Source organism: Olleya sp. KJ81-1 (genome assembly GCF_055808135.1).
In genome coordinates, this window is sequence record NZ_CM147854.1 from 2,143,463 (window position 1) to 2,159,227 (window position 15,765).

General features: G+C 31.0%; 15 protein-coding genes. 4 read left to right on the plus strand and 11 right to left on the minus strand.

All coding sequences use genetic code 11. The features are described from left to right. Positions 1–40: 40 nt before the first annotated feature. The 3 genes from AC0L3M_RS10160 to AC0L3M_RS10170 all read right to left on the minus strand — a co-directional run bounded on the left by AC0L3M_RS10160 (position 41) and on the right by AC0L3M_RS10170 (position 3,098). On the minus strand, positions 41–1,237 hold the full coding sequence (locus AC0L3M_RS10160; protein WP_473430662.1) for a glycosyltransferase: 1,197 nt from the start codon (positions 1,235–1,237) through the stop codon (positions 41–43). A gap of 309 nt (positions 1,238–1,546) precedes the next feature. Further along, the gene (locus AC0L3M_RS10165) at positions 1,547–2,791 is read right to left on the minus strand and encodes an oligosaccharide flippase family protein (protein ID WP_473430663.1); all 1,245 of its coding nucleotides are present in this window, start codon (positions 2,789–2,791) and stop codon (positions 1,547–1,549) included. Between the two features lie 28 nt (positions 2,792–2,819). Further along, a complete protein-coding gene (locus AC0L3M_RS10170) occupies positions 2,820–3,098 on the minus strand; it encodes an STAS domain-containing protein (protein ID WP_473430664.1) in 279 nt (92 codons plus the stop codon). 152 nt (positions 3,099–3,250) lie between these two features. On the opposite strand from AC0L3M_RS10170, the gene AC0L3M_RS10175 reads away from it, so the two are divergent. After that, complete coding sequence (locus tag AC0L3M_RS10175) at positions 3,251–5,311, plus strand: tetratricopeptide repeat protein (protein WP_473430665.1); 2,061 nt, start codon at positions 3,251–3,253, stop codon at positions 5,309–5,311. A 4-nt stretch (positions 5,312–5,315) separates the two neighbouring features. On the opposite strand, the gene AC0L3M_RS10180 is transcribed toward AC0L3M_RS10175, so the two are convergent. Together AC0L3M_RS10180 and AC0L3M_RS10185 are read right to left on the minus strand one after the other, a co-directional pair. Then, entirely contained in the window at positions 5,316–6,011 is a 696-nt protein-coding gene (locus AC0L3M_RS10180; protein ID WP_473430666.1) for an APC family permease, read from the minus strand. Next, positions 6,005–6,598, minus strand: a complete 594-nt coding sequence (locus AC0L3M_RS10185; RefSeq protein WP_473430667.1) for an APC family permease — start codon at positions 6,596–6,598, stop codon at positions 6,005–6,007. The genes AC0L3M_RS10180 and AC0L3M_RS10185 overlap by 7 nt, the downstream gene beginning before the upstream one ends. 408 nt (positions 6,599–7,006) lie before the next feature. Between AC0L3M_RS10185 and AC0L3M_RS10190 the strand changes: the two genes are divergently transcribed. The 3 genes from AC0L3M_RS10190 to AC0L3M_RS10200 are packed head-to-tail and all read left to right on the plus strand — an operon-like array spanning position 7,007 to position 8,916. After that, a complete protein-coding gene (locus tag AC0L3M_RS10190; RefSeq protein WP_473430668.1) occupies positions 7,007–7,231 on the plus strand; it encodes a hypothetical protein in 225 nt (74 codons plus the stop codon). Positions 7,232–7,265: 34 nt separating this feature from the next. Beyond that, on the plus strand, positions 7,266–8,519 hold the full coding sequence (locus AC0L3M_RS10195) for a sensor histidine kinase (protein ID WP_473430669.1): 1,254 nt from the start codon (positions 7,266–7,268) through the stop codon (positions 8,517–8,519). Continuing rightward, positions 8,506–8,916 carry a response regulator gene (locus tag AC0L3M_RS10200; RefSeq protein ID WP_292947953.1) on the plus strand — a complete coding sequence of 137 codons (411 nt, stop codon included), beginning with the start codon at positions 8,506–8,508 and terminating at the stop codon, positions 8,914–8,916. The genes AC0L3M_RS10195 and AC0L3M_RS10200 overlap by 14 nt, the downstream gene beginning before the upstream one ends. Before the next feature lie 161 nt (positions 8,917–9,077). Here the strand turns inward: AC0L3M_RS10200 and AC0L3M_RS10205 are convergent, their stop codons facing one another. The 6 genes from AC0L3M_RS10205 to AC0L3M_RS10230 all read right to left on the minus strand — a co-directional run bounded on the left by AC0L3M_RS10205 (position 9,078) and on the right by AC0L3M_RS10230 (position 15,765). Then, positions 9,078–11,693 (minus strand): DUF6923 family protein, encoded by a 2,616-nt coding sequence (locus AC0L3M_RS10205; protein ID WP_473430670.1) that lies wholly within the window; start codon positions 11,691–11,693, stop codon positions 9,078–9,080. A gap of 125 nt (positions 11,694–11,818) precedes the next feature. Further along, complete coding sequence (locus AC0L3M_RS10210; RefSeq protein ID WP_473430671.1) at positions 11,819–12,313, minus strand: CAP domain-containing protein; 495 nt, start codon at positions 12,311–12,313, stop codon at positions 11,819–11,821. Positions 12,314–12,537: 224 nt separating this feature from the next. Further along, positions 12,538–13,251, minus strand: a complete 714-nt coding sequence (locus AC0L3M_RS10215; RefSeq protein WP_473430672.1) for a LytR/AlgR family response regulator transcription factor — start codon at positions 13,249–13,251, stop codon at positions 12,538–12,540. 12 nt (positions 13,252–13,263) lie between these two features. Further along, the gene (locus AC0L3M_RS10220; protein ID WP_145003931.1) at positions 13,264–13,581 is read right to left on the minus strand and encodes an Hpt domain-containing protein; all 318 of its coding nucleotides are present in this window, start codon (positions 13,579–13,581) and stop codon (positions 13,264–13,266) included. Beyond that, positions 13,568–14,632, minus strand: coding sequence for a sensor histidine kinase (locus AC0L3M_RS10225; protein WP_473430673.1), 1,065 nt, complete (start codon positions 14,630–14,632; stop codon positions 13,568–13,570). The genes AC0L3M_RS10220 and AC0L3M_RS10225 overlap by 14 nt, the downstream gene beginning before the upstream one ends. Next, positions 14,632–15,765 carry an FIST signal transduction protein gene (locus tag AC0L3M_RS10230; protein WP_473430674.1) on the minus strand — a complete coding sequence of 378 codons (1,134 nt, stop codon included), beginning with the start codon at positions 15,763–15,765 and terminating at the stop codon, positions 14,632–14,634. Before AC0L3M_RS10230 ends, AC0L3M_RS10225 begins: the two co-directional genes overlap by 1 nt.

Genomic DNA, 15,765 nt, shown 5'->3' on the forward strand with positions numbered 1-15,765 from the left:
GAAGCTGGCTCTAAAACCACTGCTTTTTCACTCATTTTTCTTAGAGTTTTTTTGGTGATTTAGTTGCAATGATAGCATCAAAGTTATTAAGGTACATATCTGCAATTTTTTCCATTGGGTAAGCTGTTGCAGCTTCGTAGTTTGCTTTTCCTAAAGCTATTCTATGTGCTTCATTTGTTACTATTGCCTCAATTGCATTTGCTAAACTTTCTACAGAAGTAGGCTCAAAAAATTCACCTTTATAACCTTCATCCTTTACTAATAATGCAAGGTCACCTAAATCTGGCATAACAACAGCTTTACCATAACTTCCTGCTTGGTGTAAAACACCAGAGCTTCCTGTTGTTGACGTGTATGGAAATACAACTACTGCACTTTCTTTAAACAAGGTTGGCACTTCAAATTCTTCTACATAACCTGTAAAACGTACTTGTGGCACATGCTTATAATCTTCTTGTACTTTTGCTAAATAACCTGGCACATTTGGGTTGTCTGTTCCTGCTATTACAACTTCTAGATCTAATCCAGTTGAAGCTCTTACTTTTTCAACCGCTTCAATCATACCCTCTACTTTTTTATAAGTTCCAAATTTTCCAAAAGTCATAACTTGTAAAGGTCCTTGTGGCAAATCGTATTCTGGCTTTTCTTCAGAGATTTCAAAAGTTCCGTGCGGAATTAATGTCACATTTTTCACCTTATACTTTTTCTCTAAAATATCAACATATTTTTGCATTGTTACAGCAACTGTATCTGCTTGTAAGATTAGCTTTGTTAAGCTTGTTCCTATAAAACCATAAACTTTTTGCATAATTTTACTACTTGTAAATCCTGCAGATCCTAAATCTACTTCTTCTAATATATTATGTAATAACACGATATTAGGAATCTTTTTAAGTTTACAAACTAGTGGTAACATTAATCCTAAAGCTGCAGCTATTTTTTTATCTCCAAACTTCATGAATTGTAAGTTAAATAAAACTGCATCTGGCTTAGTCTTACTAATAGCTTTAGTTACATTTATAATGTTTGTGTAGCTATTAAATGCCCAACACTCTTTAACTGTTATTTTACAACCATCTTCTGTAAAAGCAATGTCTTTTGCGCCTTCTGTTTTATCCGTTAATAAAACAATCTCAGTTACATTTTCTTTTTGTCTAAAGTGCTTTACTAAATGGTAAGCGTACTCATTTAATGTTACTTTACTTGGTGGATATGCTGTTACGATTGCTAGTTTCATTTTTATATGTTTTAATATGTTGTTTCTTAATTACACTACAAATTTGCGTTATTTAAGACACTAATTAAGACCTCTTTAGACAGATTGCAAGTTACTGTAGACGAATGGTAAAAAGGTGTCGTTTTACCATTTAACGTGTTGACTTTCAAAAGAAAAAAACAACAAAACACATACTGTTATTAGACTACTATAATCTAACATTAGGATAAGCATTTTAATATCCACTTGCAAAATACTTACAGCAGAAAAAGCCATGGTTTAAAACCATAGCTTCTTCATTTATAATAGACTAATAAAATAAATTACTTTTTATTTTTTCATTTTAGACTCAAATACAAAGAAGATCACTTGGATGACTAATAATGATACCATTGCTATTATTTGCATGTGTACGACTTGCTCTAAACTGTCATGAAAAAAGATAACTAATCCCATTTGCAACATTCCGAAGACTCCAGATATTACCACAGGAATATATCTATCTAATGATAAATAATAGTATGCAAAGATGTTTGATATGGCAAACAAACCAGTTGCTAAAGCATACTTCCATAATAAAGGCGCCATTGTTAGATAACTATCTCCAAATAATATAGTAATTGCAGTTTCTGGAAACAATGCACAACCAATAACTATTGCAGTTGCAATTGCTGCGATGTAACCAACGTATTTAAATAAAATTGGTGCTGTTGCTTTTCCTTCTTTTTTAAGCTGTACAACTGTTGGTAATAATAGCATAACAAACATCCATGCTACAAAATATACAATACGACCTATTAAGGCTAGTGATGCATACAATCCTGCGTCGTAAGCGTCAAAGTAATGTTTTACTAATAAGATGTCACTATTGTTAATTATAATCTGTGTCAACTCGTAAAACGCTGTAATAATAAAAAAGCTTTTTACTTGTTTCGATTGACTTGCTTCTATCGCAATAGTTTTTTTGAAGTTTAAATTTTTAAATTTGAAAGGCACTAATCCAAATCCAAAAGAAATTAAAATTCCGACTGCAATAACAACCGATGATTGTATGTCAAATAAAAAAATTAAAGCTAACGTAATAACCAATCGGCTTAGCATTTCGGCTTGATAGGTAATGGATAAAGACTTGAATTCTTTTTTACCCTGAAACACACCTCTGTTTACACTCATTAAAAAATAAAGTGGTACTCCTATTCCAAAAATGGTAAACATGCTAGAAGATGATGTATTAAAAAGAGCTTGTAACTGATTTGCAAACACGATAATTAAAGCACCTAAACCTAATCCTACAATTGTCGCGTTTTTGTAGATTTTTGAGATAAAATTTTTAAACGTATCGTTTTCAAAAACTACCGAGAATTTTGCAGTCACTAATTGAAACGTCATGGCTACAAAAGACAGCACTAACAAAAAGGTAATTAACACAGCTGCATCTGCAAATTGTGCTGGACCTAACACACGACCTAAAATAAGATTGTACAAATAGTTTCCTCCATTTACTGCTAATACGCTAAGCATAAATAATTGCTCTGGAGATATTTTTTTTGTTTTTAATATAGATAAAGCTTGCATCTTATTATGGTGTGTTGGTTAGTACTAATTAGGCTACTTGTGGATATACAAATGCTTCATAAATTTCTTCACTTCTGTTACCTTCAACAAAAAACATTTGCTGGTTTGCTACACCTTTAACATACATTGCTTTTAAAGTTTGTAATGCACAAGCATCCATATCTGTAACCTTATTAATGTTTAGTGTTACACTTTTAAATGCGTTTAGTATAAATCCAAAATGTGTTGTAAAATTATTGATAGTTGCAGTGTTTAAGCTTCCTTCTAAAATAATTGTGTTGTCCTGTTGTGTAATTGTTAATGCCATAATTGTTATATTTAAATTGTTATTGTCTGATTTCTGATACAAAGATGCGACGCAAACCTCTGAAGGACTGTTGAATTTCGATGAGTGGACGATTGGTGTAGATGAATGAATGGATATGAATGCCTAACTTGCAATTGATTTAAAACTAAAACATGAAACTCAAATTTTTTACCCTACTTACCTTTTTAATAACTACTGTATTTAGTTATGCTCAAGATATGCAAGAAGGCTTTACATACTTAGAAACAGGGAAGTACGCTAAAGCGGAAACGTTTTTCCAAAACATACTAAAGGAGCATCCTAACAATAAAACTGCTAGACTATGTTATGGTCGTGCAATTGGTTTAAACGGAAAACCAGAACAAGCCAATACCCTTTTTACAAATCTTTTGGCAGATTACCCAACAGATTTTGAAGTGAAACTAAATTATGGCGAATCCCTATTATGGAATAAAAACTTTCCAAAAGCAAAAACCTATTTTAAAACGTTAATAGATGAAGACCCTAAAAGTTTTCCCGCTTTACTAAGTTATGCCAACACATTATCTAATTTAAAAGAATATGAAGACGCGTTACTATATGTAAACAAAGCTTTAGACGTTTTACCTGGCAATCCAAATGCTTTAACCTCTAAAAAATATATGTATTTAGGTTATGCTTATCAAAAACAACAAGCGCAACAATATGATGAAGCAGAAGCTTTATTAAAACAAAACCTGACACTTTTTGATAACGACAAAGACACTTTATTAAACTTAGCAAACTTATATTTAATAGCAAATAGATTAGACGATGCTAAAGCAACCTATGATATTTTAGCTAAAAATCCTGAAAATAAAATCACAGCATTAAATGGTTTAGCATTAGTATCCCACTTAAACGGTAAAGAAAAAGACGCGCTACAATTAAGCCAACAAGCCTATAATAGTTTAGAGGCATCAACAGATGCAACAGTAACACAACAAACTACAGAGCGTTATGCGCAAGCCTTAATTTGGAATAAAAAATATAAAACTGCAGATACGCTTATCGCGAAATTAATTGAGTCTAAACCTAACGAAAATTGGGTTTTAGCCTTACGCGCAACACTTAATATTTATAAAAGTGATTTTAAAAAGAGCGTCAAAGATTACGACCAAATTTTGGTAAATGATAGCACATCTTTTGATGGTAATCTAGGAAACGCAAATGCTTTAAAAGCCTTAGGAAAGTATGAAGCTGCTTACACCTCTGCAGAAAACACCTTGAAGTTTTACGACAATCAAAAAGACGCAACTAACTTTATAAAAAACCTTAATACAACCTTTACACCTTTTTACGAAGGAAAAACATCATACACCTTTGACAATGGAGATAATGAAGCGTTTGCAGTAAACAACAATCTAGAGTTTCCGTTTTCTACAAAGTTTAAAATATTAGGAAGCTACAATTACAGAAGCACCACTAATGCAGTAACAAATAACGAAGCAACCTCTCACGATTTTAGCGCAGGAATATCCTACCAATTATTACCAAACTTAACCTTTAAAGGAACTGCTGGTTTAACGTCTGCAAAAGCAACCACTAATGACTACACACAACTATTAACTGATGTCTCTTTTAATATAAAACCTTTTAAATTACAAGATTTAACCGTAGGTTATAAACGCGAATTACAAAGTTTTAATGCCGAGTTATTAGATCGCGAGATTGTACAAAACAACTTTTACGCAAATTACAGTTTAAATACTAATTTTAATCTAGGTTGGTTTACGCAGTACTTTTATACTAGTCAAAGTGATAGCAATGCCAGAAACTTATTATTCACATCTTTATATTATAATATTTTACCCAAACCATCACTTAAAGCAGGTTTAAATTACCAATACATTACGTTTAAAAACCAAGTTCCATCCGTATATTTTTCGCCAGAAACCTTTAATGCTGTAGAGGTGTTTGCAAACCTTATTAAAGATGAAAACATCGCAAAGCCAAAAGAATGGTATTATGAATTAACTGCTGCAACCGGTTTACAATATATTGAAGACGACGAACAGCAAAGCACTTACAGGATACAAGCTAAATTAGGTTATAAATTCTCAGAGCGCTGTATGGCTAACCTTTTTGGTACAAGAAGTAACATTGCATCTGCAACTGCTGCTGGTTTTACTTTTAACGAAATTGGATTACGTTTTAAATGGTTATTGTTTGATAAGCCAGTTTTTAGGGATTAGATAATTACTTTTTAAAACCCAACGTTTTATAAACCCATTCCATAACAAAGCAAAATAAGATAATACCTAAAGCCACCATAACACCAGTAACGTTAGTTTGAAATTGTTGGATAATAAGTGTACAAAAAGCCAATAAGCATAAAACGCTTGCTATTAAATGAATGGACTTATTAGATACTAATTCTTGATGTTTTTTAAAACCAATGTAATTAACCAAGCAAAAAATTAATAAAAAACCTGCGCTACCAGCTGTGGATATACTTTCTAGATTAAATAAATTTACCAAGATTATTGATAAGATTGCTGTCACTAAATACCCTATAGGTTTACCCCAAAACATATGACAAAAATAACGTGGTAATTCTTGATCTTCAGCAATATCATAATTTACCCTTCCGCTTCCTAATATGGTAGCATTAATTGCTGAAAAAGTAGAAATCAACGCAGTAATAGTAATTATAGTAAATCCTATTTGCCCCAAAGTAGGTGCTGCTGCTTCTGCTAAAACATAATCTTTGGCACTTGCTATTTTGTCAAAAGGTAAAGATCCTACAGTAACAATTGCAATTAAAATATATAAGACAACTACAAAACCTACTGCTCCAAAATAGGCTTTTTCAGTATTTTTTTCTCGGTTTTTTAAATCTGAAATAGAGTTTGCAATTAGCTCAAAACCTTCATAAGCAACAAAAATCACCATTCCGCCAGATAGCAATAAAAAAGGACTCTCCCAATTACTAGGTTGTAATTGATGTACATTTTCTGAATGTAAAAAAACCCATAAAACCCAACACCTATAAATATAACTAATATTAATAGCTTGACAATCACTGCAACAGACTCAATACGACCAACTAAACTTACACTTAGATAATTAATAGCTAAGGCCAGTACAATTATTGACGTTTGACAAATACGGACGTCTTGATATTTATCACCTGTAACACTATATAACTCGGAAGCATAAGATCCAAATGCAGAAGCATACAACGCTAACATCACGATATAACTTATCCAAAGCAAATTATTTATTCCGCCAGCAAAAATCCCGCTACCATATTGTTGGTGGACAAATCTAACAGTCCCTCCATTTTCTGGAAATTTTTTAGATAATTTAGCATAGGAATATGCTGTTAATAACGCAATAATACCTGCAAACAAAAAAGCAACAGGTGTACCTCCTTTAGCTAATGACACTGCCAACCCAAGAACTGCAAATATTCCGCCTCCAACCATACCTCCAATTCCTATAGAAATAGCGTCTTTTAAAGTTATTTGTTTACTCATTTACATTTTAATTTAAGTATTAAAGATAATAAATAACAAAAAGATGATACAAATACTAAGTAGCTAATGTGTTAAATTCTATTAAAAAAAGCTATGAGATTAATCATTGAACGATTTTATTAATTTATATTGCTTTTAAACAAGAACATTCAACGTTGTTTTAACCACACTTAATTAATTAATAATCAGACATAATAAAAAGAATAAAAACTAAAAATACTGCTATGTCATATGGTGAAATTTCAATTTAAAATTTTAAAACATTCCTGTAATTTGTTATTTTAACTGATAAATATTCCTTTTAACAGATGCTTATTATTATATTTACTTTAAAAAACACTTAAATACTAAAAATCAACAAATTACACTCAATAAGCCCTAACTTATTAGTACTGAACAATTACTTACATGAAAGAACTTTACAATCAGTTATTTCAAAATCATACGACTAAAGACAATATTAGTTACACCTACATGGACTCTTTACAAAGAGTTATAGCTATTGGGTCTTGGGAAGTTAATCTCCAAAACAATAAAGTCACGTGGAGTGCCATGACTAGAACTATTCACGAAGTAGAGCCTGATTACACACCAAGTTTGGAAGAAGGCATCAACTTTTTTAGAAGGTTATGATAGAGAATTAATTAATATTCTATTTGATCGTGCTGTGAAAATCCAAGAACCTTATGATAACGAGGTACAACTAAAAACTGCAAAAAACAATATTAAATGGGTACGTATTGTAGCTTATCCTGTTATAAAAAATAATAAAACTGAAAAAGTTATAGGTATCATTCAGGATATTACTGAAAAAAACAAAACGCTTTTAGAACTTAAACTAAAAGAAGAACTAATTAGAACCACGTTTGACAATGCACCTAATGCTATGGCATTAATTAGTTTGGATGGTCAAATACTAACTTTAAACAATAGCTTTAGTGATTATTTAGGCTACAGCAAAGAAGAGCTTACTGGCTTCCCTATAAACACTTTATCGCATCCTGAAGATGTCGATTTAGTACCTGAAAACATAAAAGATTTAATTGCTGGTAAAATCAATAAGTTTCAGTGCGAGAAACGATACATAAAAAAAGACAAATCCATAATAAACTGTTTATTGTCTGTTTCCATTTTAAGAGATGAAAATTATAAACCTGTACATTTTATATCTCACCTTATTGATATAACAAAAAGAACAATTGCTAATAAAAAAGTGGAGTTACTTTTAAAAACTACAAAACAGCAAAATGAAAGGTTACTTAATTTTGCACATATATTATCTCATAACTTAAGATCACATTCTGGAAACATAGAAATGTTATTAGATTTAATGTATACAGAGGTTCCTGAAGCCACAAATAACGAATATGTCCCATTAATATTAGAAGCGGTAAATAAACTAAGCGAAACCATTGACAACCTAAACGAAGTATCTACCATTAGCGCAGATAATAACGATGATTTGCAACCTTCCAATCTTTTAGATTACACAAAAAAAGCTTTAGCAAACTTTAGCGCAGAAATCAAAGAAACCAAAGCCATAATTAATATAGATATAGAAGAGGATATTTATGTATTAGCAATACCTGCTTATTTAGATAGCATTTTATTTAATTTTATATCCAATGCCCTAAAATACAGACATCAGGATAGGACTCCTAAAATAAATTTAAGCGCAGAGCAAACAAAAAACTATATTAAAATTGACATTGAAGATAATGGACTTGGCATTGATTTAAATTTACATAAAGACAAAGTTTTTGGCTTATATAAAACCTTTCATAATCACAAAGACGCTAAAGGTTTAGGTTTATATATTACTAAAAACCAAATTGAAGCCATGCAAGGAAAAGTAAAAGTTAAAAGCAATATAAACAAAGGAAGCGTTTTTTCTATATATTTAAAGTATGAAACAAATTGAATCAGCCTGTCTAATTGACGACGACCATATCTTTATTTTTGCTGCTAAAAAAATTTTATTAGCTACAGATATATGTCAAAATTTTACAGTTTATAATAATGGAGCTGATGCTATTTCTGGCTTAACCGAAATTATTAAATCCGGAAAAAACGTTCCTGAATTAATATTACTAGATATTAATATGCCAATAATGGATGGATGGCAATTTTTAGATGAATTTATTAAAATTAAATATCCTAAAAAAGTTACACTATACATCGTTAGTTCTTCCATCGATCCCGTAGATATTAAAAAAGCTAAAGAGTACGAAGCTATTACAGATTTTATAATCAAACCCATTACACGAAAAAACTTGATTAATATGGTGTCTACTGTATCTGCAAACGAGCAAGATTAAAGTTAAACATCCATTTATAATCAAAGAAAAACTAACAGCAACCTTCTTAAATAAAAAAAGGGCAAAAGATTTCTCTTTTACCCTTAGTGAGTAACCAACTGTATAAAGCTATTATTAGTTATTAGGTTACCACGTATCAATCAACAAACTAAATGAAATTGTTACTTTATTAGCAACTTTAAGGGATTGTAATGTGTTTTAGCACTTGATAATTTACAGATATATAATCCAGAACTTAAATTTTGTCTGCTTAATGCTATCTGGTTTTTACCAACTTGTGCTTTTATTGTTTTATTATAAACTACTTTACCTAACTGATTGTAAATAACTAACTGTACTGTTTCTGTTTGGGTAGTAGTAAAATGTAAGTTTGACGTATTCACCATTGGATTTGGGTAGGCTGTAATACTATTTTCTAAACTTGTTGTCTCAAAATCATTAACAGATAATGTTGTCCCTCTAGAAAAACGCACATCTTGTAAATTCATTTCTTTAGTCACAGTACTTCCATCTTCACTAACCATAGTAAAAACAATAGTGACAATGTCATTTGCATCTAAACCTAATGATAAGGTAGATGTGAAATCATCAAACGAAAGTGCGTAATTTTGAAAATTATCTGTTAAAGCAATAGTGGTCTTGTATTGTTCTTCCCAATTGGTAATACTTTGCTTCACTAATGTAATCTCTAAGTTTCCTGTTCCTTTAGCTTTTAATTTAAGACTATTAAAATCTGTTAAATCAACAGCTTTGAAACGTGGTGTAATCGCTCTGTAAGCTGCAAAATAAGTGCTTGTGGTTGCGTTAAGCGTCACATTACGTTCTATTGGAAAATCTAAACTATTAAATGTAGTCGTGTTTTCTGTTACATTATAATTATTGACGTTAGTAGACACCTGAGAGTCATCAAAACCCCAAGGACCATCAGACATAAATAAATCATCTGGAGTATTAATTCCGTCTCCAATTCTAAACCCAATATCAAATAAATGTCCAGTTGGTACTGTTATCTCTGTAATGTAATTTTCGTTTAAATCAAGACTACTAGAAGTGTAGTTAAAATCACTAGTTTCAGTGGTTCTAAAACCAGAATCAAAAGCAACAGTGTTAGTCGCATTGGTATTTATTATTTGAAGATCTAAAGCACCATTGTTATATTTTCCTTTTCTAACAAATACAGTTGGAGGTGTTGATAGTTGATATTCCGAAATTGGCTTTACCGTATCTAATAAGTTTAATACCTCTTGAGCTAAATTGTATAAATCATCAATTGAGTCTGACCAAATTTGGAAATTATAAAACGTTACATCTGATTGATATAAATCTAAATTCCAATGTGACTCTATTGCAAAATTAGCATCAGCATTATCTAATTTAGCCGACAAACTTAATACATACTCAAAACTACCATCAGCGTTTTTAATAATTGATTTAATAAACGGTTGATCGTTGATAGCTATGGTTGACACCGAAATTAACTCGGCTCCCAATAATCTATCACAGATATATTTTGTGTGCTCATACACACCATTTTCTGTTTTTAAAGCTAAAATCGAAGCAATTGAAGCACCTCCTTGCATGTAGTCTACTGAGTAAACCTCTGTAGCATTAGTAATATTTAGTAAGTCTAAAGGTGTTGAGTCTATTGCATAATCTTCATTAATAGTTGTTAATGGTATAAAATCTTGTAATTGAAAACTAGTACTTGCTGATCTATAATTAGAATACAAATTACCTGTATCTCTTGTTACACGTTTTGCAGATTTCTGGTCAAATTTATAACTTGATTTTGCTCTATTAAAATTACGTTTATTAATTGCTTCAGACAACCTTCCGTTACTTTCTAAACCACCATCATTAGCTGTAGTTGGAGGTGCAATTACATCACAACTTCCAAATCCAGAACAAGATGGATCTTCACAATCAATTAAACCATCACCATCATCATCAATACCATTATCACAAATTTCTTGTGCTACTGGAGCAGTAGGACAACGTGCACCATCATTACTTGCACTTGAAGGACCAAAAGCAAATAAGTTAGAATCCATTATAGTTGAAGGCGTTACATCCTGTACATTTTGAATAACATATACTGTTCCTGTTTGATTAGCAGATATGTAAAAACGACCATCTGCATCAAAATAAACAGCTCCATAAGTATAGTTTAATCCTGACAAAATTGGCACTTCACCTAAAGCCTGAACAGCACTTGTAGTTGGATCAATACGGTATAAAATATTTGTACTTTTTTCTACTGCATATAAATTTCCATCCACTGCATTAAAAGCCCAATCGTGAATACTAATATTTTGAGATAAGTTTTCTGTAGATAAATATTGCGTGTATGTAGCTGAGTTTGGATCTAAATCTACTTTAAAATAACTAGTTCCACCTGCTTTAAAATAATAAATTCCATTTGGACTAATATCTCCAACATATTTATTTCCTGAGGTCAACTCTGGAATAGTAAACGTTGTTGTTTGAAAATCACTACCAATTCTAACTATTGTATTAGAAGGAGAGCTTAAATAACCCCAAATAAATCCATCTGTTGGGTTGTAAGCTGCTGCATTAATATTACCTGGAGTAATATCCTTAGCTGCTATAAAAGCATTACCAGAAGCTAAGTCAACAGCATAAACATCATTATACTGAAATAAATACGCACTATAATCACAATTAAAAGGTGTGTCTTGTGCTAGACTACAAACGCTTATTAATAGTATTGCTAGTGCTAATATTTGATTTTTAATAGAGTGTATTTTTTTAGTCATGATGTAGTTGTTTCTTATTTACAAGACAAATTTACTTGTAATTCTTGCTGGAAAACTCGTTTTTCGATTGATGCTTTGTAAGTGTAGACGAATGGTAATTAACTGTAGATAAACTAATTTTACGTTTATAGTTTTACAAAAATATTAGTAAAATAGTTTTTACCTTCTGCATCTTGTTTTGTGGATATACCAATGTTTGTTGCTTCTGGGTTTTCTATATTTTCTCTATGACTTTCGCTATTTAACCACGCATTAACTAAAGCTTGCGCATTACTAAATCCAAAAGCAACATTCTCTGAAACTGTCTTTGCATTAACCGTTTGTTTTAGGTTTTGAGAACGTAAATAAAAATAGTCATGACTTGGTGTACCTTGAGTAACCATATATTGATTATGATCAATAGCTTCTTTTGAAGCTTCATTTAAAATAGCCAAACTTGATAATCCTTGAGAAATTCTGTAATTATTAATCAACTCTATAATCTCATAATCCAATTGCGTGTAAGATACATCTGTGGTTGTAGCACTATAGCTTTCAGGTGTATTCACCTCTTCCTCTACAGAACATGACATTAAAAAAATATTGAATAATACGATTAGGGTTACAGTTAGTTTTTTCATCTTTATTTAGTTGTTTGATGACAAAACTAATTTTAAAGCTTGCTGGATTTATAGTTTTTCGATTAGTGCATTTTAAACTATCGACGAATGGTAATAATCAACAGATTAGCTAATTTTTTAACCTTACGTCTATGATTTGTTTAAAAACAACACCAATGAAACACTACCTAACCTGTTAATAAGATATAAGTTAGGTACCACGCAAACAATTTAAAGCGATACTGTTATAGTAAATTTAAACGTTTCATTAATTCTGGTCTATTAGATCGACTTACAGGAATTACGTCTTTTTTAATTAATACACTATTGTCCTCGATATCAATAATTTTTTTAATATTAATGATGTAAGATCTGTGGACTTTTAAAAATAAATCATCTGGTAATTTATCTTCAATTTTTTTTAAAGTAGAATGTACTGTATAATTTTTATCCTCTGTTTTAACTTGAATATAGTCACCTTTAGCTTCAACTAAATAGATACTTGGAATATCAATTTTAATTAAACGTCTATCAATATTAACATACAAATCGTTACCAGAAGAGGTTTCTACATTTTCAGATTTTGAAACTGGATTAGCTGTCGTTTCCTTTATTGATTCTGCTTTATCAATTGCCTTTTTAAAACGCTCTAAAGTTATAGGTTTAACTAAATAGTCAACGATACAGTCGTATTCAAAAGCTTGAATAGCAAAATTTGGATCTGATGTTGTAAGTACTATTTTAGGTGGATTTTTAAGGGTTTCGATAAAATCAAAACCAGTAAAATCAGGCATATGTATATCTAGAAAAATTAAATCTACTTCGTTTTGATTTAAATATTTTATGGCTTGCATTGCATTTGGGAACTCTTCCAAAACATTTAGACTTGGTACATTTGAGCACAATTGAGAGATAATCATCCTTGCTGTAGCTTCGTCATCAATGATAATACAATTCATATTTTTTTATATTTAAATTTCTTCTAGATAGTTTGTTATGCTTTGCAATATCGCTTCAAACTGATCTTTAAGATCTGTAGTACCGTCTAACAAATTGTTTTCGTATGCTACTGCGACTTCATAACCCTTTTCCAGGCCTAAAATACTAATTTTATGCTTAAGTTTATGCACATTATCTGCTGCTAATTTAAAATTATTAGCTTCAAAATTATCAAAATAGACTTGTTTCTCTTCTGGATACTCTTTTTTAATAATATCAATTAGCTTTTGTTTGAAGGCTTCATCACCTCCTGATAGACTGTTAATGTAGGATTGGTTAGGTTGTTCCATTTGGGGATTTTTTTAAAGTGAAATAAAATGTTGTACCAACATTGACTTGAGATTCTAGCCAGATTTTACCACCATATAATTCGACAATTTTTTTAACTATAGACAATCCAATTCCTGTTGAGTCTGGATTGTTTTCTAATTTTATAAAGGTTTTAAATATTTTATCAAAGTAGGATTTGTCAATACCCTTACCGTTATCTTTTATGTAAAATTGCCAGTAGTTGGCTTTATCTTCTGCTCCAATTTCAATAACGCCTTGGTCTTTATCATTGTATTTAATAGCATTACTAATAAGGTTTTGAAACAATTGTTGTAACCTATATTTATCACCTTTTATTACTGGCAAATTGGCTTTAGTAACGCTTATATTGCTTGGTACATGAATAATTTTTAGAATGTTTTCTATTAGCAGATTAGCATCCACATCGTAGGTTTCTATTTGATTTTTACCAATCGTAGAGTATTCTAAAATACCACTAATAAGCGTATCCATTTTTTCCACGTTATCTCTTATTAGATCTAATGTGTTTTTTCCGTTACTATCAAAAACCTCAGCATAGTCTTCCGTTAACCAAGACGTTAAAGCGTCTATACTACGAAGAGGCGATTTTAAATCATGAGACACCATGTGTGCATAATCACTAAGCTCCTGATTTTGGTGCGCCAACTCATTTAATAATGCTTGTTTTTGTTTATTCATTTCGATAATCTCCTTGGTTTGATTATCGATAAAGTCAACTAATTTTGAACCTGTAAGTTCTATATTTTCAGTTTTTTGGTCTTCTTCTAGATTATAAAACTTAAGCGTATTTATAACACTTTTTAGTTTTTGAATAACGACTTTTTGTTCTTCAGCTTCGTTTTGTAATTTACGATTTGCTGCATACAACTCGTCAGAACTAATAGACATTGCTCTTTGAATCATATGTGATTGCTCGTCAAAATTATTGTAAGAGCTACTTATAGCATTAAAAAACTCTGAAAGTGCGTCGTTGTTTTTTAAATCTTCACTTAAATATTTACGTATTTGTCTTTTTAATAATGAATTCATTATTCGCTAATTAGCGTTATAGTCATGGTTTGATTATGTAATTGACACGCAACTTCTCCATGAAATGGTGCTATTTCTCCGTAGGAATAAAATCCACTAATGACTGTGTCAGTACCTATGACCTCAATAACTTCTTCAATTTCTTCTTCTACACGTTGGTCTAAAACAATTTTTCTACCAATACAACTTACTAGTATGGCTAATTCTGGTTTATCTTTTCTGTGCGATAAAGCTTGGGTTGCTGCACGCTCTGATGCATTAGCTATGTGATCCACATTAGTCATCATTAACTGTACTTTGGAGTTTTCTTTGATATCTCCTGCTAAAATTACAGCATTTTCTGCTTCGTTTATATTTAAAATTGAACGTACTATGGATTGATCTTCGTCTTCCGACGTTACATTTAAAGGGTATAATAAAGCTGCTCCTGGAAGGTCTCTAGCTTTGTCACCTAAATACGTTTTGTATAAATCTAAAGCTGGTTGACCATCCAACTCATACAACACATTACCACTAGATTTAGTAACAATACGCTCTGGACCAAAAGGTGTCCATCCACCATGAATTGAAAACGAAATCTCAAGTGTGTCACCATAAAACCCTATAGCAACTAACTCTCCTTCTTTTGGATTTTCATTATAAGATGCTAATGTTTTTTCAAAACGTGCATCATCACCACATAGTCCACCTGTTATTAATAGGTTGTCATTTGTAGCAGCACTCATCCCTTTTGTTAATTGGCTTCCGTTAATAAAACTACCTTCTGAGACTACAAAAGCATATTTTAATCCTTCTTCAGGAAATTGTTTTATCAATTCGTTTCCTGTTTTAAAACTATCTAAATCTTTGTTTAGAACGTTACTAGTTTTTATTAAAAACTTACTTTTTTCAAATTGTATAGCTGTAACTGTAATGCTGTTTTGATTAACTGTATTAGATGAAATTTCTGCACAAGAAGATGCAAAAACGATATGTCCATCAGGAAAAATCTGTCTAAGGTCTTGGTATACTGTTTTTTCTTCCAACATAAATCTATTTCCAAAAACCAATACTAAAGGCTCAATTAGTTTCTGTTTTTCAACTACATATTCCCAATTTTTATTTTTATGTTTTACTAATTGTGCTATTTTCAT

Excerpts from the sequence above, each read along its gene's own strand:
- AC0L3M_RS10190 (WP_473430668.1), top strand. The coding sequence starts at position 7,007 with ATGAAAGAACTTTACAATCAGTTATTTCAAAATCATACGACTAAAGAC.
- AC0L3M_RS10210 (WP_473430671.1), bottom strand. The coding sequence starts at position 12,313 with ATGAAAAAACTAACTGTAACCCTAATCGTATTATTCAATATTTTTTTA.
- AC0L3M_RS10205 (WP_473430670.1), bottom strand. The coding sequence starts at position 11,693 with ATGACTAAAAAAATACACTCTATTAAAAATCAAATATTAGCACTAGCA.
- AC0L3M_RS10175 (WP_473430665.1), top strand. The coding sequence starts at position 3,251 with ATGAAACTCAAATTTTTTACCCTACTTACCTTTTTAATAACTACTGTA.
- AC0L3M_RS10185 (WP_473430667.1), bottom strand. The coding sequence starts at position 6,598 with ATGAGTAAACAAATAACTTTAAAAGACGCTATTTCTATAGGAATTGGA.
- AC0L3M_RS10165 (WP_473430663.1), bottom strand. The coding sequence starts at position 2,791 with ATGCAAGCTTTATCTATATTAAAAACAAAAAAAATATCTCCAGAGCAA.
- AC0L3M_RS10160 (WP_473430662.1), bottom strand. The coding sequence starts at position 1,237 with ATGAAACTAGCAATCGTAACAGCATATCCACCAAGTAAAGTAACATTA.
- AC0L3M_RS10230 (WP_473430674.1), bottom strand. The coding sequence starts at position 15,765 with ATGAAAATAGCACAATTAGTAAAACATAAAAATAAAAATTGGGAATAT.
- AC0L3M_RS10220 (WP_145003931.1), bottom strand. The coding sequence starts at position 13,581 with ATGGAACAACCTAACCAATCCTACATTAACAGTCTATCAGGAGGTGAT.
- AC0L3M_RS10200 (WP_292947953.1), top strand. The coding sequence starts at position 8,506 with ATGAAACAAATTGAATCAGCCTGTCTAATTGACGACGACCATATCTTT.
- AC0L3M_RS10170 (WP_473430664.1), bottom strand. The coding sequence starts at position 3,098 with ATGGCATTAACAATTACACAACAGGACAACACAATTATTTTAGAAGGA.
- AC0L3M_RS10180 (WP_473430666.1), bottom strand. The coding sequence starts at position 6,011 with ATGGTGATTTTTGTTGCTTATGAAGGTTTTGAGCTAATTGCAAACTCT.
- AC0L3M_RS10225 (WP_473430673.1), bottom strand. The coding sequence starts at position 14,632 with ATGAATTCATTATTAAAAAGACAAATACGTAAATATTTAAGTGAAGAT.
- AC0L3M_RS10215 (WP_473430672.1), bottom strand. The coding sequence starts at position 13,251 with ATGAATTGTATTATCATTGATGACGAAGCTACAGCAAGGATGATTATC.